This is a genomic window from Pontibacter burrus (assembly GCF_010686685.1).
GTDB classification, from domain to species: domain Bacteria; phylum Bacteroidota; class Bacteroidia; order Cytophagales; family Hymenobacteraceae; genus Pontibacter; species Pontibacter burrus.
Genome location: NZ_JAAGWD010000013.1, coordinates 1 through 26,197, shown reverse-complemented (window position 1 = coordinate 26,197; position 26,197 = coordinate 1). Strand labels below are relative to the sequence as shown.

Genomic DNA, 26,197 nt, shown 5'->3' with positions numbered 1-26,197 from the left:
CTTATAGTTTGGTGATAACAATCACCTTCCCACAATCGGCAAATTAGCTTATCTTTGTGTTATGCAACTGAAGAACGACCTGCTTATTAGAGCTGCCAAAGGAGAACCTGTTGAGCGCACCCCGGTATGGCTGATGCGCCAGGCCGGCAGAATTTTACCTGAATACAGAGCTGTACGCGAAAGCCTTAGCGGATTTAAGGAACTTGTAGAAACGCCGGAACTTGCCGCTGAAGTAACGATACAACCCGTTGACATACTGGATGTAGATGCAGCCATTATTTTCTCAGACATTTTAGTGGTGCCAGAAGCAATGGGCTGCACCTACGAAATGATTGAAAAGCGCGGCCCTTGGTTCCCGAATACAATTCGCACTGAAGCTGATCTTGCAAAACTTCGCGTAGCTGACCCGCACGAACACCTGCACTATGTGCTGGATGCCATTAAAGTAACTAAAAAAGCCCTTAACGGACGTGTGCCACTAATCGGTTTTGCCGGTGCCCCGTGGACTATCCTGGCTTACATGGTAGAAGGTAGTGGCTCCAAAACATTCTCGCATGCACGCGGCATGTTATATACCAACCCTGCATTGGCGCACCAGCTGCTCCGCATGATTACGGATACAACTATAGCTTACCTGAAAGCACAAGTAGAGGCAGGCGCTAACCTGATACAAGTATTTGATTCGTGGGCAGGCATTCTTTCGCCGGCGCATTACCGCGAGTTCTCGCTACCATACATCAGCGAAATTTGCAATGCCATCCGCAACGTGCCGGTAACGGTGTTTGCCAAAGGCGCTTTCTTCGCTATGGAAGATTTCTCGAAGCTGAACTGCGAAACGATAGGCCTGGACTGGCATATGGATATCAACACTGCGAGAGCGCAGGTAGGTCCTGATAAAACACTTCAGGGCAACATGGACCCGTGCCTGCTGTATAGTTCATTCGATAAGATTCAGAGTGAAACTATAAAAATGCTGAAGGAATTCGGTCCGCAACGTCACATTGCTAACTTAGGCCACGGCGTTTATCCTGATACTGACCCTGAGAAAGTGAAATGCTTTGTACAGACGGTGAAGGAATATGGTGAGTTTAGAAATTAGAGAGTTTTTGAGTTTAGGAAGTCTGAAATAAAATTGACTTCAATATTTATAAACTATAAAGGCCTGCAAAATTGCAGGCCTTTATAGTTTATATCACTCTTTAACTTTCCTAAACCTCCCAATTTTCTAACTCCAAAACTCTCTAACTCCTTAATTCTTCAACTTCCTCTACCCTACCGGTAGTTGAGTAGTTGGATACTTGTAAGCCGCGGTGCCTGTACGTGTACTTAAGGCAAGTGCCAGTGTAAGGGTTCCTACTCTACCAATGTACATAGATAGAATAAGTACAAGCTTACCCACATCAGACATACCAGCCGTAATGCCTGTACTCAGCCCTACCGTAGCAAACGCTGAGACCTGCTCCAGCGCCAATCGAATAATATCGTACTTCGGGTCGGTGATAGAAAGAACAAACAGAAAGAACAGATTAAGCAATGCAGCAAACGCGAAAACACTGAAAGCCTTATATGCCACTGAATGAGGAATTGTTCTTCTGCCAATCTCAATATTCTTTTTATTCCGGATTGTAGCAGATACAGCCAGCAGAATGATTACAAAGGTTGTTGTTTTGATACCCCCACCTGTTGAGCCCGGAGATGCTCCGATGAACATCAGGAAAATAAACATCAGCATAGTTGGAGTAGATAACTGCGAAATATCTACAGAATTGTACCCTGCAGTACGCGTAGTCACTGACTGGAAAAAGGATGTGATGATAGCTTCCCCAAAGCTAAGGCTGGAGAGAGTGTTGTAATACTCCAGAAAAAAGAACCCTATAGTTCCCAGAAGGATTAAGGCAGCAGAGGTATAGATTGTAACCCGGGATAAAAGCTTCCAGTTTCTCCAGGGCAACCGCATACGCATGCGCATCGATTTAGGAGAAAGCACATCTACTATAGTTGGGAAGCCAATGCCGCCAAAAATTATAAGCAAGGCAATTACCAGGTGCAGGATATAGGAAAAACGGACAGGTTCAGTATACAGACTAGCCGGATAAAGAGAGAACCCCGCATTACAGAATGCTGACACCGAGTGGAAAACAGAATAAAATATTTTACTCCCAAGGCTGGTGAACTTCACCTCGTTTCCCCAACTAATGAAGACGAAAACTGCGCCTATCGCTTCTATCAGAAAGGTAAGGAAAACTAGTTTTCGCAATAGCCCTTTCGAGGAGAAAAGTGATTCACTTTCTAACAATTCGTGGATTGCTACGTGCTGCTTTAAACCGATCCCTTGCCGCATGAGCGAAGCAAAAAAGGTAGCAAAAGTAAGTATTCCTAATCCGCCCAGCTGCACGAGTACCAACAGCACTATCTGCCCCGACAAAGTAAAGTAGGTACCCGGGTCTACTACAGCCAGCCCGGTTACACACGCGGCACTGGTAGCCATAAAGAGGGCATCCAGAAAACTTATCCCATCAGGCGAGTTGGTCATTTTAGGCATCATAAACAGGCCTGTACCAACCAGGATCAGTAAAACGAAGCTTAGGATGAAAGTGATAGATGGCTTAAGCTGAAGGGTTTTAAGGTGCACTTTGGTTTCCAGTAGCTCAATAACTAAGAGAAACAGCATGTAGAACGATACCAGAACACGGTATAGTTCTACTGAAAGCGGCACCCCAACCCTGTCGAACAGGTTATAGATGACCGGATAGTCGAGCAGGTAAGTACCCGTGTGGTTAACCAGGATGATGGCCATCAGTAAACCCTCGAACCAAGTCCGCTGTAGAAACTTGAGTCGCTCGAAATTGTAGAGGATGCGCAGAAAATAAATCAGCACAAAGACAGCCAGAATACCATCCAGGGCATAGTACAGGGACTGCAGCATAACCGGATCTGACACCACGCCGTGGGCATAGATCAGCAGGGCCACCGAAACCAGGGTGAGCACATAAGTGGTGCGCCGCATCAGCGCATAAGCCCGCAGCTTGCTGTCGTAGAGTAGCCTGTTAAGCCGTTCGATCTCCATAATGCTAGAAACTACTTAATGGTAGCAGGGCTTATCCTACGGCCAGGTGCGTTTCAGGGTATTTGTATGCTGTAGTATAAGCACGTGTACTGATTGCCAGAGCCAGCGTTAGTGTGCCCACCCTGCCTATGTACATCGACAGAATCAGGATAAACTTACCTACATCAGACATACCTGCTGTAATACCAGTGCTTAGCCCCACAGTTGCGAATGCCGATACCTGCTCAAAGGCCAGGCGCAGAATATCAAACTGAGGATCGGAAATGGAAAGGATGATCAGGAAAAAAACATTGAACACTACAGCAAAGGTAAACACGGCAAACGCCTTATAAGACACCGAAGGTGGTATAGTACGTTTGCTGATCTCGATGTTTTTCTGCCCGCGTATAGTTGCCCACACCGAAAGAATTATTACTGTAAATGTTGTGGTTTTGATACCGCCACCCATCGAGCCTGGCGAAGCCCCGATAAACATCAGGATCATCATGATGAGTAATGCAGGAACAGAGATAGCTGAGATATCAACCGTATGGAAACCTGCCGAACGGGTAGTTACAGACTGAAAGAATGCAGTTACCAGCGCCTCGGCAAAATTCAGATACGAGAGCGTGTTAAAATACTCCAGTAAAAAGAACGTAACGGTACCGAACAACAATAAAGCCGCCGAAGTGTAAACGGCAACGCGGGTCAGCATTTTCCAGTTACGCCACGGTGTATGCAGGCGCGCGCGCAACGCCGACGGTGAAAAGAGGTCGATTATAACCGGAAAACCAATGCTCCCGAATATGATGAGTACAGCTATAGTTAAATGCAGAATGTATGAACCACGCAATACATCTGAATAAAGCCCTTCCGGGTAAAGCGAAAAACCCGCATTACAAAACCCGGATACAGCATGAAAAACCGAGTAAAATATTTTGGTACCCAGATCGGTAAAAACAACATCCTTACCCCAGGTCATAAAAACGATTACCGAACCAACAGCCTCTATAAAAAGGGTCATGGCGAGCAGTTTGCGCAACAGGCCGCGCGTAAACGAAATAGACTCGCTTTCCAAAATCTCATACATGGCCACGTGGTGCCGTATGCCTATCCCCTGGCGCATGAGCATGGCAAAGAAAGTGGCAAAAGTCATGACGCCTAAACCGCCCAACTGCACTAAGACCAGAAGCACAACCTGTCCCGAAAAAGAGAGGTAAGTACCTGGGTCCACTACGGCAAGCCCGGTTATACATGAGGCGCTGGTAGCCATAAAGAGCGCATCTATAAAGCGCATACCACCCGGCACCATCGACATTTTAGGCAACATGAAAAGAGCCGTACCAATGGCAATAAGCACAAGAAAGCTTAACAGGAACGTAATGGCTGGCTTTATCTGAAGTGCCTTCAGGTGCACTTTTGTCTCGAGCAACTCTATAATGAGCAGCATGAGCATGTACAGCGAAACCAACACCCGGTAAAATTCTACCGAAAGTGGCATCCCGATCCCCTCGAACAGGTTGTAGATGACCGGCTCATTGAGCAGGTAGGTACCAATTTGGTTTACGAGGATGATGGCCATCAGCAGCCCCTCAAACCAGGTGCGCTGCAGAAATTTAAGCCGTTCGAAATTGTAGAGGATGCGCAGAAAATAAATCAGCACAAAAACAGCCAGGATGCCATCGATGGCATAGTACAGGTACTGCAGCATAACCGGATCTGACACCACGCCGTGGGCGTAGATCAGCAGGGCCACCGAAACCAGGGTGAGCACATAAGTGGTGCGCCGCATCAGCGCATAAGCCCGCAGCTTGCTGTCGTAGAGTAGCCTGTTAAGCTGTTCGATGTTCATGCATGTGGTATAACTTGAGCTGAGCCGCTTCCTGCTGCAGGCGTTGTTTATCAACTGGCACTACACCCACCTGCTCGCATACCAAGCCACCGCCCAGGTTACTTAACCCGGCCAGGAATTGCACCGAAGTGCCCAAGGCCATACACAAAGCAGCTATACTTATCACAGTATCGCCGGCACCCGAAACGTCGGAAATAGAACGGAGGTGCGCTTCTATGTAAGTCCGCTCCTGCCCGTTGGCAATAAACACACCCCGCTCCGAAAGCGTAACCAGCACCTGCTTTGTTTTCAGGCGGGTCTGCAGTTGTGTTACGGCTTCTTCAAAAGCTGGCAGGTTCTCGTCCGCAAAATCTACTTTCAGTCCTTCTTTCAGCTCTTTCAAGTTTGGTTTGAAAAGTGTACAGCCTATATAGCTCAGGAAATTCTTCTTTTTAGGGTCGATTACGGTTGGTATGTTTCTTTCGTTCGCCAGCTGAATAAAATGCCTTATATTCTCTTCCGAGAAAACTCCTTTATCGTAATCTTCCAGAATCACTACATCAGCACGGTCCAGCAGTTTTAGGTAACGCTCCTCCAGGTGGCGGTTATCATAGTCAGCCAGCTCTGTTTCAATCTCGGCATCTACACGGAGCAGCTGCTGTGCGCCGGCAATAATGCGGTGCTTTATAGTTGTAACCCGCTCCGGGCTCTGCACAATGCCTTCCGTCGAAAGTCCTTTTTCTTCCAACAGGCGCAAAAAGTCGCCGCCATCCTTATCGTCGCCAACTACAGAGCAGAGCAGTGGCGTAGCACCAAGGGCCTGCACGTTAAGCGCAACGTTTGCCGCGCCACCTAAGCGTTTTTCGCGTTTTACCACGTTAACTATAGGCACAGGCGCTTCCGGTGAAATACGCGTCGACTTACCCCACAAATAGGAGTCAATCATTACGTCGCCAACTATAAGCACACTCAGCCGGTTGAAGGCTGAAAAAATATCTTCTAAAGTGTTAATCTGATTCATTACTGAAGTTTAGCCAGGCTAAGTTTTATGCGATGCAGGGCCTCGGTCAGCTTTGCGTCTGATGCGGCAAATGAGAAACGTACACACTGTGGTGCACCAAATGCGTCGCCGTTAACTATTGCTACAAAGGCATCTGTCAGCAGGTACATGCACAGGTCCTCTGCATTCTGAATAGTTTTACCTTCGTAGCTCATTCCGAAATAATAGCTCACATCCGGGAAAATGTAGAAAGCGCCATTCGGTACATAGGTTTTAATGCCCGGAATTTCGTTCATTAGCTCCAGCACCAGGTTGCGGCGACGCAGGTAGGCATCGCGCATTTCTATTGCCGATTCTTTGCCACCCTGCAGGGCTGCATAAGCTGCTTTCTGGGCAATGGAGCAGGTGCCCGACGTAATCTGGCTCTGCATTTTATCGCAGGCCGCGGCAATGTCTTTATGCGCTGCAATATACCCCACGCGCCAGCCGGTCATAGCATAGCCTTTAGAGAAACCGTTAACGGTAATAACGCGGTCTTTTATAAAGTCGAAGCTGGCCATGCTGGCGTGCCTGCCTTCAAAGTTGATGTATTCGTAAATCTCATCGGCAATAACATGCACCTGCGGATATTTCTCCAGCACCTTTGCAAATGCATACAGTTCATCAGAAGAAAAAACAGAACCGGTAGGGTTACACGGCGAAGAGTACATCACCACTTTTGTATTGGAAGTTATAGCTGCCTCCAGTTGAGATGGTGTAACCTTATAGTCGTTCTCGATGTTGCCCATTACCTGCACCGGCGTCCCTTCTGCAAGCTTCACGATTTCTTCATACGACACCCAGTACGGTGAGAAAATGATCACTTCATCGCCGGGGTTTACCAGGCATAGCACCGCGTTTGCAATGCTCTGCTTGGCGCCTGTTGATACAACTATGTTTTCGGACTTAAAGTCCAGGTTATTGTCACGCTTAAACTTTTCTACAATTGCCTGGCGCAGTTCCGGATAACCGGCTACCGGCGTGTAAAAAGTGAAGCCATCATCTATTGCCTTTTTAGCGGCATCTTTTATGTATTGCGGTGTCTGAAAATCAGGTTCTCCGAAGCTGAGGTTGATCACATCATGCCCCTGTGCAGCCAGCTCGCGGGCCTTTTTAGCCATAGCGATTGTTTGCGATTCGGCCAGCGCCATTATTCTATCAGATAAAATGTTGCTTTCTTTCTCTATGTCCTGCATGTGCTTGTCATTTAAAAGGCCAAAGGTACTTATTATGTTACACACTTTCCAGAAAGCGAATCGGTAAAACATTACCGGCCAACTGGCATGCTGTAAGTTAATGAAATTGAGGAGGTATGGGCGTGTGAGGATTAGTAATTGAGGGGTGTGATGGGTTTGTCTGTGGCTATAGTTGGAGTTTATAGTTGACTTGGTTCAACCACCCCTTTATACCCTCCTGGTCTAAGGCGGGGATTTTACCTCTCCCCAGCCCTCTCCTAAGAACAGGAGAGGGAGATTATATGTGTTAGGATAGTTGTGTAGTTCAATAGTTGGTAGTTAACATCCCTGTGAGCTACGCTCGCAAGTTTCGAACTCCCATACTCACTTGTCCTCAAGGGGACCATTTCTGCCTTTGCTATAGTTTACAGCTATAGTTCTATAGTTACAGTTAGTCATCTCCCTACCCCTTTCAAAGGGGGGACTTTGGGCTGTTGCTCTATAGTTTGACTATAGTTCTATAGTTGGCAATTAACCCACCCCTACCCCTCCCAAGAGGGGAATTTTGGCTATAGCTATAGTTGCTTCTTTAGTTTCATAGTTACAAGACTACGAGCAGGCAGGCGCAGCCTGACACAAGAAACTATAACCACGGAAAGGCTCGAGCTATAGTTGATCAATTAAACTATAGCTTAGCTATCGAGTGATTTCAGTCTTTGGGTTGAGCGCCTTGTAGATTTCTGGTGCCGATAGGCATTGCGACGCAGGAGCAAAAGAAATGTACACCGCGCGATGCCCGAAGACGGGGCCTCGCGGCCGTGAGCGCACCAAAGCCAGATTGAAACTTTAGGTAAGTAGAGCTCTCAGGATATGTGGTGGCTATAGAATGAGCTGCTTGTGGCAAGTGGCAACTATAGTTGGCTGTAAAATGATAGCGTGTGATTAACTATAGTCTGTAATAGATTTCTCATTGCATTCGAAATGACAAATGAGAGTCAATTGGACATATAAGATCCTTCGGCTGCATTCGACATTACAGAAAAGAAACTATAAACCTATAGACTTTGAAAGTTATAACCCATGACCGATCACACACTAATATCGAAATAGCAACAAACTAAACTTTACCAGCTGTTACAACAGGAGCTTTAACGAGCATTATCTTCAGATTTAAACGTACAAGATCCCCCATGCATTTACATTTGAGAAACTCATTTGATTTATGATGCTCCGCTAACTCCTGCTTCAGTTGTGCAATCTTTTCCGGTGTTGAGATGGTATCTTTCCGCATACAGTCGATCAGGTCTTTGAGGCGGTAACGGGCTGATTTGAGGCGGCGGAACATGAGCGTGCGTTCCTCGTTCTGGTACTGGCGCACTACGTCTGGCTTTAACAGGGTAAGCACCAGGTTCACAATCACATTGTTGTCTTTAAAGAACTGGGGCAGGTACATGGTTTTCTTGCCTTCGTACGACTGCTGGTCGAAGTCGATGGGGCGTACGCGGTACTGCTCGTCCTCAAAATCGGGGGTTACGTCTACCACATAGTTGTAAGAGCGCATGTCGCCGAGCAGGCGGATAAAGCAGCGCTCGTTGAACTTCACAAACTCTTTGGCTATGCGTACCTTGTTAGCAGTTTTACGGTTAAGGTAATCTTTAATGAAAGCATCGCCAGGAATTCCGGCAATGTGTTCCTCAATCAGGCTATCACCATCCACCAGGTAATTCAAACGGCCCGGCGACAAAATGTGCTCCAACTCCAGGCCATAGATACGTGAGGCATCGGCGCGCTTCACATAAAAATAGTCGTAGTTGTCGTTCAGCTGGTTCATGATTTGAACCCTAAATGGGTTGGAATTTCCGAAAGTGCAGTAATCAATCCGCGACACATACAGGTGCTCCATCACTGACATATCACCGTCCGTTTTCAGCAGGGCATAGATCATGGTCAAACCAGTATTCAGTTCCTGCTGGCTCTGCTGTTCGTACATCACGGTTTCCCAGAGCGTATCCACCCCTTTTGTATCGAAGTACGGGAACGAATCAGTGTAATGCAGCAGGTCTTCGTAGTGAACCGGCAACTGCGTTTCGCGATCATATGTGCGCATGTAGCGACGCAACCGCTCCGACACAGGGTAAAACAGCTTCTTTTTGGAGATGGTGTTCAATTTAATTATGAATTATGAATGGTCGTATGTGCTGAGAGCTATACTTTAAAGCTGCAACTATAGTTTAAACGCACCTGATAAGTTACGCAAACTATAGTTTAATGAAGTACTCTGCTTATAGTTTCAGAAACCTACAGCAAACAAAAAGGGGCCAGAGGCCCCTGCTATAGTTCGGCACAAGCGCGGACGCTCGCGCCATACAACCTGTGCTTAATTCATAATTTATAATTCATCATTCATAATTAGCCAAAAGCTATGCTTCCAACAGGTTATTTCTGCCCAGTATCTGCAGTACTTCGTTTTTGTAGAGGCGGCCGATCGGGATTTCGGTTTTACCCAGGTCTACAGCAGTGGCAGAGAAGGCCTGCACTTTGTCTAGCGCGATGATGAAGGAGCGATGGATGCGCAGGAACTTGTCAGAGGGTAACTTTTCTTCCAGGAAGCTGATTTTCTGATACGAGATGATTTCTTTTGTCTCGGTTTTAACACGAATGTAATCTTTCAGGCTCTCGATGTACAGGATGTCGGAGAGCATGACCTTCACCATTTTTTTATCGGCCTTCAGGTAAATAAAAGCTTCTTTATAATCCGGTTCCGAAGTGTGTGCAGCGGCTGGCAGGTGATTTTCCTGCGGTGTTAGCTTGGCTACAGTTTTTAAGAAACGATCGAAAGAGATAGGTTTGAGCAGGTAATCCAAGGCGTTCAGTTCATAACCTTCTACGGCATAATCGCGGTAGGCGGTAGTGAAAACCACTTTCGGCGGGTTAGGCAACGACTTCAGAAAATCGATACCGGTCAGCTTAGGCATCTGTATATCCAGGAACATGAGGTCTATCTGCTCGTTTTGCAGGCAGTTGTAGGCTTCCACAGCGTTGTTGCAGCGGCATACCAGTTCCAGGTTATCCAAACGGGCGATGTACGTTTCCAGCACGTCAAGGGCCAGGGGCTCATCGTCCACTATCATGCATCTAATTTTCATCGGTTCTATCGCTAAGGTCTAACTCCATGTGCACGGCATACACATCCGGCTCATCTTCTATTTCTAAACTATAAGCGTTCTTGTACAACAGCTCCAGGCGGCGGCGCACGTTCTTCAGGCCAATACCTGATGCCATTTCTTTCGCGGTACGCTCCGCCGACTCTGATTTGCAGTTCTCAACGCGCAGGCTCAGGTGGCTTTGGTGTACTTTCACATCAATGCGTATCCAGGCATTCTCCATTTCGGTGCTTACCCCATGCTTAAACGCATTTTCTACAAATGGTAACAGCATCATGGGGGCAATTTGTTTGCCGGCTATCATTCCGGATTCGTTAAAACTGATGTCTACGCGGTCGCCGTAGCGCATACGCTCCAGGTCTATATAATTGCGGATATAATTCAGCTCCTTCTCCAAAGATACCTTGGCGGCAGTGGCATCATTGAGCATATAGTCCATCAGCCCCGACAACTTTAAAACCATTTCCGGGGCGTTGTCGGATTTTTTAAGCGTCAGCGAGTACAGGCTGTTAAGCGTGTTAAACAGGAAGTGCGGGTGAATCTGCCCTTTCAGGAATTTCAGTTCGGCCTCCAGTTTGTCCTGCGACAGGGTGCGGGCTGCCCGCTGGTGCTGATACCAGTTTCGCAGCAAAACGATAGTTGCCGAAATAAGCACCAGGTAATTGATGTTCACAATGTTTTTGACAAAGCGGTACAGCGTAAGGTTATCTTGGGTACAAGTAGTGGGGCAGATAAGCGGGTGAATGAGGAAAGGCAGCAACACGTACTGCATTAGGCCGGCAATGGCGCCCGTCAGCAAAAAAAGGTATACAAAAAACTCCAGGTAGCGCTTAGAGAGCAGAAACTTGGGCATCAGGTAGTACATGTTAAAGTATACCAGCGCCACCTTAAATGGCAGTTCTACCAGCTCCACCATAAAGGCGTTATAGTAGTCGTCGATGTAGCTACCGTAAAGCAACCCAAAAAATACCACATACACCACCCAGAAAGCCAGGTGCAGCAACATCGGGTTTTTTAAGCTATTACGCAGGTCGGGCAGGCTCCAGGTTCTGGCACTAACCACCGATTCCGAACTCAACTTTACTTCCATTTTACAAAGGTAATCTTTCTGTTGCACGGCCTTATGTGGTGCTTCGCGCTTTTAGACGACCGGCCAAACTATAGTTACCGGTAACAAACTATACCTGACCAACAGCATTTGGGTCAAAAAGATTTAAACCAGTTAGTTAACTATTCTCCTGAAACGGCCACTTTATACTATAAGCTGGTTTATAGTTCAGTCGTTGTGGTATTTTTCGCCGCGCAGAATCGTGAAGCCGCGGTATAGTTGCTCGGTAAAGAACAGGCGGATCATCTGGTGGGTAAAGGTCATGGTAGAGAGCGCCAGTTTATCGTTAGCCCTTGCATACACAGCCTGCGAAAAACCAAAGGCCCCGCCAACCACAAAGATCAGGTTGGTAGTTACGCTGTTCAGCTTTTTCTGCAGGTAATTGGCAAACTCGCCTGAGGTAAACATTTTGCCTTTTTCGTCCAGCATAATCAGGTGATCGCCTTCCTGCACTTTCTGCAAAATCAGCCTGCCTTCTTCTTCCTTCAGTTTGTCCGGAGTGTACTTGCCGCCCTGCTTTATGTCGGGTATAACTATAAACTCTACGGGGTGGTAATGCTTCAGGCGTTTCAGGTACTTGTCTATCCCTTCTTCCAGAAATTTTTCGTCGGTTTTGCCTATCGCAATCAGTTTGATCTTCATGGGTAATGCAGTTTGGGCGAAGTTCGGGGGATTGGCGGGATTTTACAAAGATAAAGCTGTTGGTAAATCTATAGTTATTTATATATTTGATATGATGTGTTGACTAAGTCTCTTTTTCCTGTCCACAGCGAATTAAAAGGAATAGCAGTGTATTCAAAATTCTCAAAATATAAAACCGGAAAAACTGATGCCATTAGTTAACTCAATTCAAATTACAACAGAGCCTTTAAAAGATTTACAGAACATAAAAGATGCCCAGCAAGATATGCGCGTTTCGTACCTGAACGGTACAAGCGGTGTGCTGGTATCAGGAACAGTTTGGCTCATTTCAGGGCTTGTAGCCATGTATGTGTCGCCGGAAAAAGCGGTCTGGGCGCTGCTTATCGGGGGCACTCTCATTCATCCTGTCAGCATTCTGCTTAATAAGATACTTGGAGCGAGTGGCGTGCACACACAAGGCAACCCGTTGGGAAGGCTTGCAATGGAAGGGACCATTTTTATGATCATGTGTATGCCGCTGGCTTATGGGCTTTCGTTTCAAAAAACACAATGGTTCTTCCAGGGCATGCTCCTCATCATCGGGGGCAGGTATCTGATGTTTGCCACGCTCTATAGTTCGCGGCGCTACTGGGTATTGGGCATAGGGTTAGGCGTTGCAGCTTACCTTCTGTTTACCCTGAATGCATCTTCGCAGATTACGGTTTTGGTGGGAGCAGCGATCGAGATCATTTTTGCACTTGTTATGTTTACTATAGTTCGCTGGAGAAAGACTGCTATAGTTTAAAGAACTGGACAAAATGAGCGTGAGCGACTGGTAACGTATCCTACTAACGGTTGGAGGCTAGACGTAATTGGTTTCGTTTATACTATAGTTGTGCTTAATATAATTTAATAAACTTAATACAATTTAATAAAATGGAATACAAGTTATGGACTCCTTGGAAGGGAGATTCTTATTTAGAGTCTAAATATAAGTTGCTCTTAATAGGAGAAAGTCATTATTCTGTTGATGATGATGGAAAGTTTGACAAAGCTTGTTACAATGATTTTATAAGTAATAAGAATACGACAATTGATATTGTTAATAGATTTCTTAATTCAAGTGATGAATGGAAACTGTTTAACAATACTCACAAAGCATTATTTGGCGCATCCAAGTTTAAAGTTCGAGATTTCTGGTCCAAAGTTATGTTTTATAATTTTATTCAGAGACCTATGAAATCTAAATCCGAAAGACCAAGCCCAACAGATTTCAAAAGCTCTTACAAGTATTTTTTCGAAATCATAAACAACTATCCTGTAGACACTTGCATATTTTTAGGCAATAGTTCAAGACATTATTTTAATGAGCAGTTGAAAAGATACGGGAATGGTTACGAACTATCCTTTGAGCAAAATTTTAAAATAGGAAGATATGGAAGTTCAAAGAAGACGATTATCAAAAATGGAAAAAAAGTAAACATATATTTTATTAAACACCCTAGTAAATATTTCTCTTGGCAACAATGGAATAAGCTTTTGGTAGAAAATGAAGGGGAGTTCTCAAAACTACTTGATATTAAACATTACCAATAACAAGACACATAAGCCAAGATTCAGCTACGCGTCGCTCATTTTATGAACTTTCCATTACACGCAAACCAAAGAAAGACTACATGAGAATCACAGCTATTCTTCTGTTATATATCATTTTATTGAGCAGTTGCGACGGTTCGAAGTGGGAAACTATTAAGGGCAGTGGAATTAGCGACGAGCCGAAGTCGATCGGGAAAGTAATTTATTTTGAAAATGAGAATAATGGAGTTGTTGGAGGGTATACTTTAGTTGAGGACACAAACTCAGATAACGAATCCGGCCTGTCTCCTAAACCGGTATTGTTTATTACCCGTGACGGAGGCAAAAACTGGAAACAGGTGCCATTTACCTCAGATCTAAATGGGTCTGTAGGCAACACCTATTTGCGTGGAGATACGCTTATCTGTCAAATCGATTCTTTAGTATTCTTATCATCAGACGGAGGTCAGCAAAATCTATTACTTACAGATTTAATTGGGCAGAATATTATCAGAAAGCACTTCAGTGCAAACAGGTATGCTATCGAACAACATGATTTCTCTCATAATGACAAACATTATAACATAAAAGAAACCTACCAGAATGAGTTCGCAATTGTAAATGTATGCCACGGCGACGAAACACTGACCGACTATTACTTTGTTTCGTTTGACAAAGGCGACACCTGGACTTTTCTGCAAAAAACGTTTGGTGATAACAGGGCCAGGTTTCTGTTAGAAGACAAATTTCTGTATTCTTATAACTTTCCGTTCGGGCTGCAACGATTGAAATTGAAGTGATTTGCCGGGAAGTGCTTTTATCCGCGATCCCTGCAATGCAATCACTACATTACACCAACACACGCCCACCAAACTATAAACATCTAACCCAAAACATGAATAGCGATACCGAACATAAGTTGGCCAGCAAGAACACCAAACCTACCAGTATGCGGATTCTGGTGTATGATTTTCTTGCTTCGCAGCAGGCTGCCTTGTCGCTATCCGAAATCGAAGCCCATTTTGAGCAGGCCGACAGAGTTACGCTTTACAGAACGCTTAAAACTTTCGAAGAAAAAGGCATTGTACACAGCATTCAGGAAAATGTCACCACCCGGTACAAGTTATGCAGCGATGCCTGCAGCGAAGAAACCCACAAAGACTGGCATCTGCATTTTTACTGCAAAATATGCCGGACTACTACCTGCAAAGAAGATTACATCATCCCCGCAAACATAAAAAGCGACTTCAGGATCGACGAGATCCGCTTCTTTGCCAAAGGAATCTGCGAAAACTGCCTCTCTGAAACTTTGCAATAGAGTTGCATTGCCTCTGCTCCTAGTTTTGCATTAAATTTTAATGCATCATGGAACATCATTCACATCACCATCATAAAAACGGGCTTACAACAGCCTTCTGGCTTAACCTTTCCTTTTCAATCGTTGAGATCATCGGCGGTATATTCACCAACTCAACGGCCATCATCGCAGACGCTTTCCACGATTTTATGGACGCCATGGCCATCGGGATGGCGGTATTGCTGGAGAAACTATCAGGCAGGAAGCGGACACCAGCATTCTCTTATGGTTATAAGCGTTTCTCTTTACTCTCAGCGCTTGGCATGTCGCTGTTTCTGCTTACCGGAGCCGTCCTGATGGCCATCAGTGCCATAAAATCACTTCTTAACCCTGAAGCGGTACATAGTGTGGGCATGTTGTGGCTGGCCGTGCTTGGGATAGCAGTAAATGGATTTGCCTTTTTAAGAATTAAAAGCGGTGGCAGTCATCATCACGCGCATCACCATGCACACGCGCATGGGCACAACCATAACAGCAGGGCCATTATGCTTCACCTTTTAGAAGATGTGCTGGGTTGGGCTGCGGTACTGGCTGGCGCTATCGTTATCTACTTTACCGGCTGGTTCTGGATAGATGGCGTACTGGCTTTAGCTATAGCTGCATTTATTGGCTATAATGCTACCCGAAACCTGATCAGCACCATGAAGGTATTGCTGCAGGCTGTTCCTGAAAACGTGAACCAGGACCAGATAACCCACAAATTAAGCCAGATCAATGGTGTTCAGAGCGTGCACGACCTGCACATCTGGAGCCTGGACGGTAGCTATCATGTCGGTTCGCTACATGCTGTTGTCAATACTTCCGACCAGGTGCTGGAAAATAGTATTCGCACGGCTATAGTTGCGCTGCTTAAAGAGCATAACATCCACCACCCCACCATCCAACTCGAAACTGCGCAGTCAGATTGCAGCCTTGTGCATTGCTAAACTAGGGCGCAGAAAAGAATAAAATGGAGCAACTAGCCGGCCTGGGAATGTCGTATCTTTAAGAAGATAATTTCCCTTTCTATGAAAAGTTACCTGTTCCTGTTGCTGGCCATTATTGCTGAAACGATAGCCACCTCGGCTTTAAAAAGCTCAGCGCAATTCTCTAAGCCTATTCCAAGTATTATTACGGTACTGGGTTATGGCTGTGCGTTCTACTTCTTAAGCCTGACCTTAGAGAAGATACCTGTTGGTATAGCCTATGCGATCTGGTCCGGGGTGGGCATTATCCTGATCACGCTTGCAGGCATAGTTCTATTTAAACAGGTACCCGACCTGCCCGCCATTATTGGCCTCGTGCTGATTATAGTTGGCGTAATTGTGATTAATGTGTTTTCTAAAACTGCGGCACATTAAACTTTAAGCTGTAAGTACATGCTTAAAACGATAGCTATAGTTGTTTTCTGTTTGCTCAGCCACCTGGCTCTGGCACAGGACAGTACATACCTGGAAGTACATTTCCTGTATGGCTCCAGACCTCACCAGAACTATAAAACTGTAGAAGAAAAATGGTTTGGCAGCATTTTAGGCGGACATGTAGGCATTGGCGCAAACTATAGCAACCAGATCTTAAACTTTGTGCGGAATGGAAGTTTCCACTGGTTCCCGAATAAGCAGAAGCCGCACGGCAACTATACGCAGCATACCGAAGAGGCTTTTTACGACCACTATAAAACCAGTTCGGATAGTATCAGGAAAGCTATAGTTTACATACCCATAACTCCAAAGCAAAAGCAGCAGTTCGACAGTATTTCAGCAGGCTACCTTACCCGAACACCCTACGATTACGCCCTGACCGGTATGCGCTGTGCCGCCGCTACGTACGAAATCCTAGCCCAACTCAACATTGTACCCGCCTATAGTTCCGACAGCAAAACAGCCAGAAAAATACTGTACCCGCGTAAGCTACGTACCAGGCTTTTTAAGCTGGCCCAAGCCAATAACTGGAGAGTTGAACACGAGCCCGGAACAAAACAACGCATCTGGGATAAGGACAGGCCACTATAAACTATAGTTTGAAAACTTGTCTCTGCCAGACAGACACGTTTAATCAGCAGAAACTATAAACTATAGCAATTCCTTGCTTGGGTCCCAGAACAGTTTATCAAAATTTACTACCTGGTCTTTCTCCACCTTTACACCTTCCTGCTCCAGGCGCTCCTGCATGGCATTGCTACCCTCAAAATGTTGCTTCCCGGTAAGCATCCCAATCCGGTTAACTACCCGATGGGCCGGTATTTTAGTAAATGGCTGCGAGGCGATTAAGGCCCAGCCTACCATTCTTGCCGAGCCTTTGGCGCCTAAATAGCTGGCGATAGCGCCGTAACTGGTTACCCTGCCTTCCGGTATCAGTTTTACCACTTCGTATACATTCTCAAAAAAATTCTCCTTCTTATCTCTCATTGTATCTTAGCTGCTGTTTATCCTGCTATCTATACTGTTCAGCCATTCAATTTATATTTATGCAGATTAATCTGCAATCTATTTCTGTTTCAGTCATTAAGGTTTTAACTTTAAATTCCGGACTGATGTGTGGCCAGTGATTACGGCACTTTTTTTGAGCCTGAAAATTAAACCTTTGGCAGAACTTATTGTCAAAGTCATCGGCTTACTTTTGTGGTTTCTGTCTGCGCTTTGCCGCCCGGAAATGCACTTATACGATTTCAATCTAAACTAAACTATACTTTACTATCTAACCCCTCTTCAGGAGGAAATTAACATCACCTATGAAGATTAAGTACATCGTTTTCACCTTGCTTATACTTGGGTTTGGTTCCCTGGTAGCGTACCGTATTATGCAGAACAAAAGCGAAGGTGGCGGTCCTAAAGGCCCGGGCGGACCAGGTGGCGGAGCGCCGGCAATGCGGGTAAGCGGCGTGGTGCTGCAACCACAAAGCTTTTCAAACACGCTTTCTGTAACAGGCTCCATCGAGGCCAACGAGCAGATACAGATCCGTCCGCAGGTAGCAGGCGTTGTGCAATCCATCTCCTTTAACGAGGGCAGTAAGGTTAGCAAAGGCCAGGTACTGGTAAAAGTGGATGATTCTGAACTGCGTGCGCAGCTGGCACAGGCCCAGACCCGCCAGAGTCTTGCCGCCGAGAACGAACGCCGCGCAGAGCTTCTCCTGAAAAAAGAAGCAATCAGCCGCGAAGAATACGATGTAGCGCGTGCCGACCTGAAATCAGCACAGGCCCAGACTCAACTGATACAGGCACAACTTGCCAAAACAACTATACGGGCACCTTTTTCGGGCCGCATTGGTCTGCGTAATGTATCAGAAGGAAGCTTCATTTCTCCTGAAACAGTTATTGCCAACCTGGTTAACACCGACCCTCTGAAGATCACTTTCTCTGTTCCGGAGAAATATGCGGGCCAGGTAAAGGAGAATACTACCCTTAATTTTACAGTAGCTGGTTCATCCCAAAAATATACAGCTACCGTTTATGCTATAGAACCCGGTATTGAGGCCAGCAGCCGTACGTTGCAGTTGCGTGCACGTGCCTCTAACGGAGATGGCGCCCTGATGCCAGGCTCTTTTGCCAACATCCAGCTACCATTAACGGTTATAGATGATGCCCTGCTGGTGCCTTCAGAGGCTGTTATACCGGTACAGAATGGTAAAAAAGTGTTTGTTGCCAAAGACGGCAAAGCCAAGGAAACCATGATAGAGACTGCCACACGTACCGAAAAGGATGTACTTGTAACTGCCGGCCTGCAGCCAGGCGATACGGTATTGACCACCGGGATAATGACGTTAAGAGAAGGAAGCCCTGTTAAAGTAGCTGTTGGTAAGAAATAAAAGCGCAAACGTATGAGTTTATCCACCACAAGTATAAAGCGGCCGGTTTTTACAATTGTAATTAACCTGATGCTGATCCTGTTCGGTATGATCGGGTACAGCTTTCTGGGTGTGCGCGAGTATCCGTCCATCGACCCGGCCATTGTTTCGGTAAGTACCAGCTACTCTGGTGCCAACGCAGACATTATTGAGTCGCAGATAACGGAGCCTCTTGAGAAAGCCATTAACTCTATTGATGGTATCCGCAACATTTCTTCTTCCAGTAACCAGGGCCGAAGCAACATCAACATCGAGTTTAACCTGGATAAAGACCTGGAGGAAGCGGCAAACGACGTGCGCGATAAGGTATCGCAGGCAGTTCGTAACCTGCCACAGGATATTGATGCGCCACCGGTAGTATCCAAAGCCGATGCCGACTCCGAGCCAATCATTACCATGACCGTGCGTAGTGCCGAACGCGACCAGTTGCAGCTGAGCGATTACGCCGAGAACGTGATTTCGCAGCGCATGCAAACTATACCGGGCGTAAGTAGCGTGCAGATATGGGGACAGAAACGCTATGCCATGCGCCTGTGGCTCGACCCGGTTAAGCTTGCCTCTTATGGCCTTACAGTAGGCGACGTACGCACAGCCCTGAACCGCGAAAACGTAGAATTACCTTCTGGTAAGATCAGTGGCGACAATACCGAACTGGTAGTAAAAACCTTAGGTAACCTGTCTACTGCCGAGGAATTCAACAACCTGATCGTTAAATCAGATGGCGGTAAGATCATCCGTTTCAGTGATCTGGGTACAGCAGAACTTGGCCCTGAGAACCTGGAAACTAAAATGAGTGAGTCAGGCCAGCCAATGGTGGGCCTTGCCATTATTCCGCAGCCGGGTACCAACTACCTCGATATTTCAAATGCCTTCTACGATCAGTTTGAAAAGTTGAAAGGAGACCTGCCGGAAGACATTGACCTGAACATTGCGATGGACAACACCATCTTTATCAAGCAATCGGTTACGGAAGTAGCTGAAACTATATTGATTGCATTGGTACTGGTAATTGCCATCATTTACCTGTTCTTCCGCGACTGGAGTATTGCTTTCCGCCCGCTTATTGATATTCCGGTATCGTTGATTGCCACTTTCTTTATCATGTACCTGTGCGGGTTCTCGGTAAACGTGCTTACCCTGCTGGCTATAGTTCTGGCTACGGGTCTGGTAGTGGATGACGGTATTGTGGTAACTGAGAACATCTTTAAAAAGGTGGAAGAAGGGATGTCGCCGATCGAAGCAGCTATAAAAGGCTCAAACGAGATCTTTATGGCCGTTATCTCTATCTCGATCACGCTGGCAGCCGTATTCCTTCCGGTTATTTTCCTGGAAGGTTTCGTAGGGCGACTCTTCCGTGAGTTCGGGGTGGTAATTGGTGCCGCCGTACTCATCTCGGCCTTCGTGTCGCTTACGCTTACCCCAATGTTGAACGCCTACCTGATGAAAAAAGGTGGCCACAAGAAAACCAGGTTCTACAACTTTACAGAGCCTTATTTTGAGCGTATGAACGCGGCCTACGCAAGCGCGCTACGTGGCTTTATGCGCAACAAATGGCTGAGCTTCCCGATCCTGATCGCCTGTCTTGGCCTGGCAGCACTTTTCTATACAATTCTTCAGAAAGAAACTGCCCCTTACGACGACAGAAGCATGATCCGTGTGATGGCTACCGGTCCTGAAGGTGCGTCGTATGACTACATGGACCGCTTTATGCAGGAACTGACTCAATTGGTAAACGACTCGGTGCCTGAGAAATCTGTGAACCTTGTGATCACGTCTCCGGGTTGGGGCGGTGGTTCTGTAAACAACGGTATGATGCGTGTTGCCCTGGTGCCGCAAGGTGAACGCGAACGTTCGCAGAAAGAAGTTGCAGATTACCTGACAAGCCTTACACGCCGCTATCCGGAAGCCAGAACTATGGTTACCCAGCAGCCAACTATATCTGTAAACCGCCGAGGTGGCCAGCCGATACAGTACATTATTCAGGCGCAGAATTTCCAGAAGCTGGAAGAGAAGATACCGGCCTTTATGGAAGAAGCCAGCAAAGACCCGACCTTCTCTAACGTTGATGTAAACTTAAAATTCAACAAGCCGGAGATCAACATTTCTATCGACCGCGAAAAGGCACAAAGCCTGGGCGTATCAGTTATAGACGTGGCGCAAACCCTGCAGTTATCGCTTAGCGGGCAGCGTTTCGGGTACTTTTTAATGAACGGACGGCAGTACCAGGTAATGGGCCAGTTTGACCGCCCTGACCGCGACGATCCATTGGATTTGACATCCTTGTTTGTGCGCAGCAAAACCGGAGAACTGGTACAGCTGGATAACCTGGTAACCCTGACCGAGCGCAGCAGCCCGCCGCAACTATACCATAATAACCGCTACATGTCGGCCACCGTTTCAGCAGGTCTGTCACCGGGCATGAGTATAGGCGATGGTATTGATGCCATGGACCGCATCAAGGAAAAAGTACTGGACGAAAGCTTTACCACTGACCTGGGCGGTGAATCCAGAGACTTCGTGGAAAGTGGTTCGAATACGATGTTTGCCTTCTTATTAGCGCTATTGCTGATCTACCTTATCCTGGCAGCGCAGTTCGAAAGCTTTGTGGATCCGCTCATCATTATCCTGACCGTGCCGATGGCGGTGGCCGGTGCCATGCTTTCGTTATGGCTGTTTGGCCAGACCTGGAACATTTTCAGCCAGATTGGTACAATTATGCTCATAGGGCTCGTCACGAAGAACGGTATCCTGATAGTCGAGTTCGCGAATCAGCTCCGGGAACAGGGCAAGCCTAAGATGGAGGCCATTCTGGAAGCTTCGGAGGCACGTCTTCGCCCAATCCTGATGACAAGTTTGGCCATTGCTTTAGGTGCTTTGCCAATTGCGCTGGCGCTGGGTGCAGCTGCTCAAAGCCGTATGGGTATGGGTGTTGTAATTGTAGGTGGTACCATGTTCTCGCTTATACTTACTTTATTCGTTATCCCGGCTATCTACTCCATGTGGTCCAGAGAGCGTAAGCATCATCCGGAATTTGATCAAATAGAAGAGTTCGAAAAAGCGACAGTTTAATTTTTCACCCGATCTATCTTACAACCTTATATGAAGTATAAAATTGCTGTCCTGTTTGCATTTGCCTTACTCCTGCTGAATGGCAAGGCAAATGCGCAGGAAGTGCTCACCCTGGAAGAAGCCATCCGGATAACACTGGAGCGCAACTATGACATAAAGCTTGTAGCCAATAACCTGGAGATAAGCCGAAATAACGTAACCACTGGCAATGCTGGCATGCTGCCGGTAGTTACTGCTAACGTGGCTCAGAACAACACAGTACAGAACAGGTCCGAAAATCGGGAAAGCGGCCAGGTGATAGAACGAACCGGCGCCCGTGGCAACACCCTGAACTATGGCGTGGGTCTGAACTGGACTGTATTTGATGGTTTTGGAATGTTTGCCCGCTACGAGCAGCTGAAAGAGCTGGAGAAACTGGGAGAGGCAAACTTAAAACAAACTATACTTACCCGCATTGCCGATGTAACCAGCGTGTACTATAACCTGGTGCAGCAACAGCAGCAACTAAATGCCCTGGATACGGCTATGGTTATTTCGCGTGAGCGTGTAGGAACTGCACAGAACCGTTTCGAAATTGGAAAAGCATCGAGATTGGAAGTACTGAACGCACAGGTTGACCTGAACACAGATACAACCAACATACTACGCCAGCGCGAACTATACCAGAATACGCAGACTCAGCTGAACGAACTGATGGCACGCGATGCTTCTATCCGTTTCAGGGTAGCAGATGAAATTACTATTGACGATCAGCTTAATCTGGCTGAGCTATCTGAGAGAGCAACACAACAGAACCCATCGTTGCAGGCTGCCCTTATAAACAAACGCGTAGCCGAGCTGGATCTGAAACAGGTAAGAGCAAACCGCCTGCCTACTGTTACACTTAACTCCGGGTACAACTTTAACCGTTCCGAATCAGCGCTGGGCTTTACTACGTTGGCAACAGGGCGTGGCCTGAACTATGGCATAACGGCATCTGTGCCTATTTTTAATGGATTTGAGCAGCGCCGTAACCAGCAGAACGCTAACATTAACATCAGCAGTGCACAACTGGAATTCGAGCGTCTGAACCAAACTATAAATACGCAGCTTACAACAGCCTATAATACTTATCTCACCAGTTTATCATTGGTAAACCTGGAAGGAAAGAACCAGGAAATTGCAAAGCGCAACCTGGAAATAACAATGGAGAAATTCCGCATCGGTAGCATCACGCCTATCGAGTTCAGAGAAGCGCAGTTAAACTATGTGAATGCTACGGTACGCTACAGCAACGCACAGTATCTAGCTAAGCTGGCCGAGGTGTCGCTAAAAGAGATTGCCGGTGCCCTGACCTTTTAATAACCTACTTTCCTGTTTCATCATAAAAGTATAGCGCTTTGCTATACTTTTATAGTTTATAGCCATAACTTCGAATAACAAAAGTAACCTGTTGTATGCCCCACCTCGAAATTTTCCAGACACTGGCAATATCACTGGCTCTTGGCCTCCTGGTTGGACTACAGCGACAGCATCAGAACGCACGCATTGCAGGCATCCGCACGTTTCCTATCGTTACAATGTTTGGTACGGTCTGCGCTCTACTGGCCGGCGACTTCGGAGGTTGGATAATAGCTGCCGGCGCCCTGGCTGTAACGGCGCTTGTAGTAACCGGCAACTTAATACAGCGGGATATAAAGCCGGATGATGTAGGGCAAACAACCGAAGCCGCCCTGTTGCTGATGTTTGCCGTTGGCGCCTACCTTGTTATTGGCAATACAGCAGTGGCTGTAGCCATAGGTGGTGCTGTAGCGGTGCTACTGCATTTAAAAGAAACCCTGCATCAGGCTGTCTCCAAACTGGGCGAAAAGGACCTACACGCCATCATGCAGTTTGTGGTTATCTCCTTAGTGATCCTCCCGGTGCTGCCAAACCAGGCTTACGGCCCTTACGATGTGCTGAACCCTTACAACATCTGGCTGATGGTGGTGCTTATAGTTGGGATCGGGCTGGCCGGCTATTTTGCTTACAAGATTTTTGGCGATAAAGCAGGCACCTTGCTCGGCGGCGTGCTGGGTGGGCTTATTTCGAGTACAGCTACTACGGTTAGCTATGCAAAGCGCTCTAAGGCAGGTGAGACCAAGAACACCAACTATAACCTGATCGCGTTGGTTATCTTTATTGCTACCGCCATCTCTGTGGTGCGCATTACGGTAGAAGTGGCAGTAGTGGCGCCGGGCGGCACCCTGGCTATAGTTGCTCCACCGCTGGTAACCTTGCTCCTGCTCATGGCTGTGCTTATAGTTCTGGGCTTCTTTTTTAAGAAGGAGGATGCAGGTAGAATGCCGGAACAGGAAAACCCTGCACAACTTAAAACCGCGCTCGTATTTGGTGCCATCTATGCTATCGTTATAGTTGCTACCTCTGCTGCCAAAGACCATTTCGGTAACAGTGGCCTTTACATTGTCGCTATCATTTCAGGCCTTACCGATGTTGATGCTATTACCCTTTCCACCTCCAGGTTAATGAACGATGAGGTTATAAACCAGCAAACTGGTTGGAAGGTGATCATGATCGCTGCCCTTTCCAATATTGCTTTTAAGGGCGCCATGGTAGCCGTACTGGCCAGGCGTGCACTGTTTACCAGAGTGGCAGTGCTTTTTGGGATCTCACTAGCAGCCGGATTGCTTATAATCTGGTTATGGCCGGAGAACTTTCAGCTTCACTGGTTAACAAAACTATAGCCCTCATAACTATAGCCCAGGTGCGGCCTTGCTCTCTTCGGGCAGTTGCTGCGGCGTAAAACCACTTTCTGCACCTCTCGGCACTTTCTGGGTTGTATAGCTCTTGTATAGTTTCTTCAGAAAATTTACAGAAGGCTGCTCCACATACTGTGTTATCAGGTAAGCACAAACCATGCTCACAACCAGCGGCGGCACAATAACCAGTATACTGTCTCCGAAATAGGCTTTGGTCTCGTTGATGATGATAAAGCCGATGTATTGATGAAACAGGTAAAGCGCATACGAAATGCTACCCAGGAACAGCAGGGGCTTGTTAACCAGAAAATTCATGCGGCCATTCAGGCTCAGGTAAAATACAGCGTATAGTACAGCCACCACTATCATATCGGCCCATCCCTCCAAGGCAAACATCGAAAGTGCCACAACAAAAGAGGCTGCCAGGTGTAGCTGCACTGTAGACTTTTTACCGGTATTGGTATAGAGCATGTAAAACAGGATACCTGAGTAAAAGAACACACCGTGGTACAGGTTCAGCAGGCGGGCTGCATACCCCAGGTGCAGGAAGTGCATGTTAATTACGTTCAGAACCAGCCAAGCAGCTCCTACCCAAAGCATTTTGTCCAGCTTCCTGAATATAAACAGAGTTACCATCATCAGGTAGAACATCCACTCGGAAAACAGCGACCAGTACACGCCATCCACATCGGGCACGCCCACTGCTTTCTGGAACATGGTCAGATTTACCAGCATATCTCTAAAACTGGTTTCCAGTCCTTCCAGTCCGAAATATTGCACACAGCCAAAAGTGAGCAGCATACAGAAGATATAGGCCGGATATAATCTTACTACCCTGTTAAACAGAAAATCGCGGGCGCTGCTGATGCGGGATAGGGTAAGAAAAATCACAAACCCGCTGATCATAAAGAAGAATTCTACGCCATATAAACCAATCCCGAAATCAAACTTTTCGCTGAAACTATGGCCATACAGGTGGCGGTAAACGGAAGTATAGTGGAAGTAAACAACCGCGATGGCAGCAAGCCCCCGCAGCGAATCAAGGAATAAAAGTCTTTGCATAATAAGCGTACTCTAAAATATATACTATGCCCTAAAGGCTACATAAGGAATACCGGCGTTGGTTATAGTTTAAAGCAAACGAGGTTATAGTTTGCAGAGATCCGGAAGCACCCTGTTGCCCTGCGGAGGTACTGCTGAGAAGTAAATCAGCCACAGGTTATAGTTCTTATACTTAGATGCTGCTATATAGATGCAGAAAAGCGAAGGATAATGTTTTGTTTTTTGAAGAAGATTTGGTTTACAGCCTAAAATAAACAGGCGGAAAACTTAATGCTGAAAAAGCGAATCTGCTCTATTTAACCGTCACTGAGAAGCCGCTTACTTTACTGCTATAGTTGCAGCGGTTTAAATTACACTCCTTAAAGCGCACAATTCTCACTATTACATCAGTCATAGTTAACTATAGTTTATAAAAAATCAGGCTTTCTGCTAGTAGCAGAAAGCCTGATCATGGTTTGGGTCTTATTTTACTGTCCGTATCTCAGCAATGCGGAAGTGCTGGCCTACTTCTTCACGCACGACGGTATCGACGGTGATGTTGAGGTTTTTGGAGGCGAAGTTTTGCTGGATATACGCTTTCAGCAGTTGG

22 protein-coding genes are annotated in these 26,197 nt (G+C 46.5%); 12 read left to right on the top strand and 10 right to left on the bottom strand.

The window, feature by feature from the left end; genetic code table 11:
* Window positions 1-61: 61 nt before the first annotated feature.
* Window positions 62-1,099 carry a uroporphyrinogen decarboxylase gene (hemE, locus tag GXP69_RS18670; protein ID WP_163917113.1) on the top strand — a complete coding sequence of 346 codons (1,038 nt, stop codon included), beginning with the start codon at window positions 62-64 and terminating at the stop codon, window positions 1,097-1,099.
* A 168-nt stretch (window positions 1,100-1,267) separates the two neighbouring features.
* On the opposite strand, the gene GXP69_RS18665 is transcribed toward hemE, so the two are convergent.
* The 8 genes from GXP69_RS18665 to rlmH form a co-directional block, all read right to left on the bottom strand.
* On the bottom strand, window positions 1,268-3,067 hold the full coding sequence (locus GXP69_RS18665; protein WP_163917111.1) for a TrkH family potassium uptake protein: 1,800 nt from the start codon (window positions 3,065-3,067) through the stop codon (window positions 1,268-1,270).
* Window positions 3,068-3,098: 31 nt separating this feature from the next.
* On the bottom strand, window positions 3,099-4,898 hold the full coding sequence (locus GXP69_RS18660) for a TrkH family potassium uptake protein (protein ID WP_163917109.1): 1,800 nt from the start codon (window positions 4,896-4,898) through the stop codon (window positions 3,099-3,101).
* On the bottom strand, window positions 4,879-5,898 hold the full coding sequence (locus GXP69_RS18655; protein ID WP_163917107.1) for a bifunctional heptose 7-phosphate kinase/heptose 1-phosphate adenyltransferase: 1,020 nt from the start codon (window positions 5,896-5,898) through the stop codon (window positions 4,879-4,881). The genes GXP69_RS18660 and GXP69_RS18655 overlap by 20 nt, the downstream gene beginning before the upstream one ends.
* Window positions 5,898-7,112 carry a pyridoxal phosphate-dependent aminotransferase gene (locus GXP69_RS18650; protein ID WP_163917136.1) on the bottom strand — a complete coding sequence of 405 codons (1,215 nt, stop codon included), beginning with the start codon at window positions 7,110-7,112 and terminating at the stop codon, window positions 5,898-5,900. The genes GXP69_RS18655 and GXP69_RS18650 overlap by 1 nt, the downstream gene beginning before the upstream one ends.
* A gap of 1,096 nt (window positions 7,113-8,208) precedes the next feature.
* Entirely contained in the window at window positions 8,209-9,258 is a 1,050-nt protein-coding gene (locus tag GXP69_RS18645; protein WP_163917105.1) for a hypothetical protein, read from the bottom strand.
* Between the two features lie 253 nt (window positions 9,259-9,511).
* Window positions 9,512-10,237 (bottom strand): LytR/AlgR family response regulator transcription factor, encoded by a 726-nt coding sequence (locus tag GXP69_RS18640; protein ID WP_163917103.1) that lies wholly within the window; start codon window positions 10,235-10,237, stop codon window positions 9,512-9,514.
* Window positions 10,227-11,345 (bottom strand): sensor histidine kinase, encoded by a 1,119-nt coding sequence (locus tag GXP69_RS18635; protein ID WP_163917102.1) that lies wholly within the window; start codon window positions 11,343-11,345, stop codon window positions 10,227-10,229. Before GXP69_RS18635 ends, GXP69_RS18640 begins: the two co-directional genes overlap by 11 nt.
* 186 nt (window positions 11,346-11,531) lie before the next feature.
* Window positions 11,532-12,005, bottom strand: a complete 474-nt coding sequence (gene rlmH / locus GXP69_RS18630; RefSeq protein ID WP_163917100.1) for a 23S rRNA (pseudouridine(1915)-N(3))-methyltransferase RlmH — start codon at window positions 12,003-12,005, stop codon at window positions 11,532-11,534.
* Window positions 12,006-12,192: 187 nt separating this feature from the next.
* Here rlmH and GXP69_RS18625 point away from each other — a divergent pair, with 187 nt between their 5' ends.
* The 7 genes from GXP69_RS18625 to GXP69_RS18595 all read left to right on the top strand — a co-directional run bounded on the left by GXP69_RS18625 (window position 12,193) and on the right by GXP69_RS18595 (window position 16,907).
* Window positions 12,193-12,789 (top strand): DUF7010 family protein, encoded by a 597-nt coding sequence (locus GXP69_RS18625; RefSeq protein ID WP_163917099.1) that lies wholly within the window; start codon window positions 12,193-12,195, stop codon window positions 12,787-12,789.
* 131 nt (window positions 12,790-12,920) lie between these two features.
* Complete coding sequence (locus tag GXP69_RS18620; protein ID WP_163917097.1) at window positions 12,921-13,580, top strand: hypothetical protein; 660 nt, start codon at window positions 12,921-12,923, stop codon at window positions 13,578-13,580.
* Window positions 13,581-13,660: 80 nt separating this feature from the next.
* The gene (locus GXP69_RS18615) at window positions 13,661-14,359 is read left to right on the top strand and encodes a hypothetical protein (RefSeq protein ID WP_163917095.1); all 699 of its coding nucleotides are present in this window, start codon (window positions 13,661-13,663) and stop codon (window positions 14,357-14,359) included.
* Between the two features lie 95 nt (window positions 14,360-14,454).
* Window positions 14,455-14,877 (top strand): Fur family transcriptional regulator, encoded by a 423-nt coding sequence (locus tag GXP69_RS18610; protein ID WP_163917093.1) that lies wholly within the window; start codon window positions 14,455-14,457, stop codon window positions 14,875-14,877.
* Between the two features lie 47 nt (window positions 14,878-14,924).
* Window positions 14,925-15,842, top strand: a complete 918-nt coding sequence (locus GXP69_RS18605; protein ID WP_163917092.1) for a cation diffusion facilitator family transporter — start codon at window positions 14,925-14,927, stop codon at window positions 15,840-15,842.
* Between the two features lie 81 nt (window positions 15,843-15,923).
* A complete protein-coding gene (locus tag GXP69_RS18600; protein ID WP_163917090.1) occupies window positions 15,924-16,256 on the top strand; it encodes a DMT family transporter in 333 nt (110 codons plus the stop codon).
* A gap of 18 nt (window positions 16,257-16,274) precedes the next feature.
* The gene (locus GXP69_RS18595) at window positions 16,275-16,907 is read left to right on the top strand and encodes a hypothetical protein (protein ID WP_163917088.1); all 633 of its coding nucleotides are present in this window, start codon (window positions 16,275-16,277) and stop codon (window positions 16,905-16,907) included.
* A 60-nt stretch (window positions 16,908-16,967) separates the two neighbouring features.
* On the opposite strand, the gene GXP69_RS18590 is transcribed toward GXP69_RS18595, so the two are convergent.
* Window positions 16,968-17,303: an MGMT family protein gene (locus tag GXP69_RS18590; protein ID WP_163917086.1), complete on the bottom strand. Its 336-nt coding sequence runs from the start codon at window positions 17,301-17,303 to the stop codon at window positions 16,968-16,970.
* Between the two features lie 323 nt (window positions 17,304-17,626).
* On the opposite strand from GXP69_RS18590, the gene GXP69_RS18585 reads away from it, so the two are divergent.
* The 4 genes from GXP69_RS18585 to GXP69_RS18570 all read left to right on the top strand — a co-directional run bounded on the left by GXP69_RS18585 (window position 17,627) and on the right by GXP69_RS18570 (window position 24,531).
* Window positions 17,627-18,700 carry an efflux RND transporter periplasmic adaptor subunit gene (locus GXP69_RS18585; protein WP_163917084.1) on the top strand — a complete coding sequence of 358 codons (1,074 nt, stop codon included), beginning with the start codon at window positions 17,627-17,629 and terminating at the stop codon, window positions 18,698-18,700.
* A 12-nt stretch (window positions 18,701-18,712) separates the two neighbouring features.
* Window positions 18,713-21,808 (top strand): efflux RND transporter permease subunit, encoded by a 3,096-nt coding sequence (locus GXP69_RS18580; protein WP_163917082.1) that lies wholly within the window; start codon window positions 18,713-18,715, stop codon window positions 21,806-21,808.
* A 30-nt stretch (window positions 21,809-21,838) separates the two neighbouring features.
* A complete protein-coding gene (locus GXP69_RS18575; RefSeq protein WP_163917080.1) occupies window positions 21,839-23,149 on the top strand; it encodes a TolC family protein in 1,311 nt (436 codons plus the stop codon).
* Window positions 23,150-23,244: 95 nt separating this feature from the next.
* The gene (locus GXP69_RS18570) at window positions 23,245-24,531 is read left to right on the top strand and encodes an MgtC/SapB family protein (RefSeq protein WP_163917078.1); all 1,287 of its coding nucleotides are present in this window, start codon (window positions 23,245-23,247) and stop codon (window positions 24,529-24,531) included.
* 9 nt (window positions 24,532-24,540) lie between these two features.
* Here the strand turns inward: GXP69_RS18570 and GXP69_RS18565 are convergent, their stop codons facing one another.
* Window positions 24,541-25,608, bottom strand: coding sequence for an acyltransferase family protein (locus GXP69_RS18565; protein ID WP_163917076.1), 1,068 nt, complete (start codon window positions 25,606-25,608; stop codon window positions 24,541-24,543).
* Window positions 25,609-26,197: the final 589 nt, after the last annotated feature.

What these genes read in the sequence shown, in the direction of transcription:
- hemE (WP_163917113.1), top strand. Translation starts at nt 62, where the DNA reads ATGCAACTGAAGAACGACCTGCTTATTAGAGCTGCCAAAGGAGAACCT.
- GXP69_RS18665 (WP_163917111.1), bottom strand. Translation starts at nt 3,067, where the DNA reads ATGGAGATCGAACGGCTTAACAGGCTACTCTACGACAGCAAGCTGCGG.
- GXP69_RS18660 (WP_163917109.1), bottom strand. Translation starts at nt 4,898, where the DNA reads ATGAACATCGAACAGCTTAACAGGCTACTCTACGACAGCAAGCTGCGG.
- GXP69_RS18655 (WP_163917107.1), bottom strand. Translation starts at nt 5,898, where the DNA reads ATGAATCAGATTAACACTTTAGAAGATATTTTTTCAGCCTTCAACCGG.
- GXP69_RS18650 (WP_163917136.1), bottom strand. Translation starts at nt 7,112, where the DNA reads ATGCAGGACATAGAGAAAGAAAGCAACATTTTATCTGATAGAATAATG.
- GXP69_RS18640 (WP_163917103.1), bottom strand. Translation starts at nt 10,237, where the DNA reads ATGAAAATTAGATGCATGATAGTGGACGATGAGCCCCTGGCCCTTGAC.
- GXP69_RS18635 (WP_163917102.1), bottom strand. Translation starts at nt 11,345, where the DNA reads ATGGAAGTAAAGTTGAGTTCGGAATCGGTGGTTAGTGCCAGAACCTGG.
- rlmH (WP_163917100.1), bottom strand. Translation starts at nt 12,005, where the DNA reads ATGAAGATCAAACTGATTGCGATAGGCAAAACCGACGAAAAATTTCTG.
- GXP69_RS18625 (WP_163917099.1), top strand. Translation starts at nt 12,193, where the DNA reads ATGCCATTAGTTAACTCAATTCAAATTACAACAGAGCCTTTAAAAGAT.
- GXP69_RS18620 (WP_163917097.1), top strand. Translation starts at nt 12,921, where the DNA reads ATGGAATACAAGTTATGGACTCCTTGGAAGGGAGATTCTTATTTAGAG.
- GXP69_RS18615 (WP_163917095.1), top strand. Translation starts at nt 13,661, where the DNA reads ATGAGAATCACAGCTATTCTTCTGTTATATATCATTTTATTGAGCAGT.
- GXP69_RS18610 (WP_163917093.1), top strand. Translation starts at nt 14,455, where the DNA reads ATGAATAGCGATACCGAACATAAGTTGGCCAGCAAGAACACCAAACCT.
- GXP69_RS18605 (WP_163917092.1), top strand. Translation starts at nt 14,925, where the DNA reads ATGGAACATCATTCACATCACCATCATAAAAACGGGCTTACAACAGCC.
- GXP69_RS18600 (WP_163917090.1), top strand. Translation starts at nt 15,924, where the DNA reads ATGAAAAGTTACCTGTTCCTGTTGCTGGCCATTATTGCTGAAACGATA.
- GXP69_RS18595 (WP_163917088.1), top strand. Translation starts at nt 16,275, where the DNA reads ATGCTTAAAACGATAGCTATAGTTGTTTTCTGTTTGCTCAGCCACCTG.
- GXP69_RS18590 (WP_163917086.1), bottom strand. Translation starts at nt 17,303, where the DNA reads ATGAGAGATAAGAAGGAGAATTTTTTTGAGAATGTATACGAAGTGGTA.
- GXP69_RS18585 (WP_163917084.1), top strand. Translation starts at nt 17,627, where the DNA reads ATGAAGATTAAGTACATCGTTTTCACCTTGCTTATACTTGGGTTTGGT.
- GXP69_RS18580 (WP_163917082.1), top strand. Translation starts at nt 18,713, where the DNA reads ATGAGTTTATCCACCACAAGTATAAAGCGGCCGGTTTTTACAATTGTA.
- GXP69_RS18575 (WP_163917080.1), top strand. Translation starts at nt 21,839, where the DNA reads ATGAAGTATAAAATTGCTGTCCTGTTTGCATTTGCCTTACTCCTGCTG.
- GXP69_RS18570 (WP_163917078.1), top strand. Translation starts at nt 23,245, where the DNA reads ATGCCCCACCTCGAAATTTTCCAGACACTGGCAATATCACTGGCTCTT.
- GXP69_RS18565 (WP_163917076.1), bottom strand. Translation starts at nt 25,608, where the DNA reads ATGCAAAGACTTTTATTCCTTGATTCGCTGCGGGGGCTTGCTGCCATC.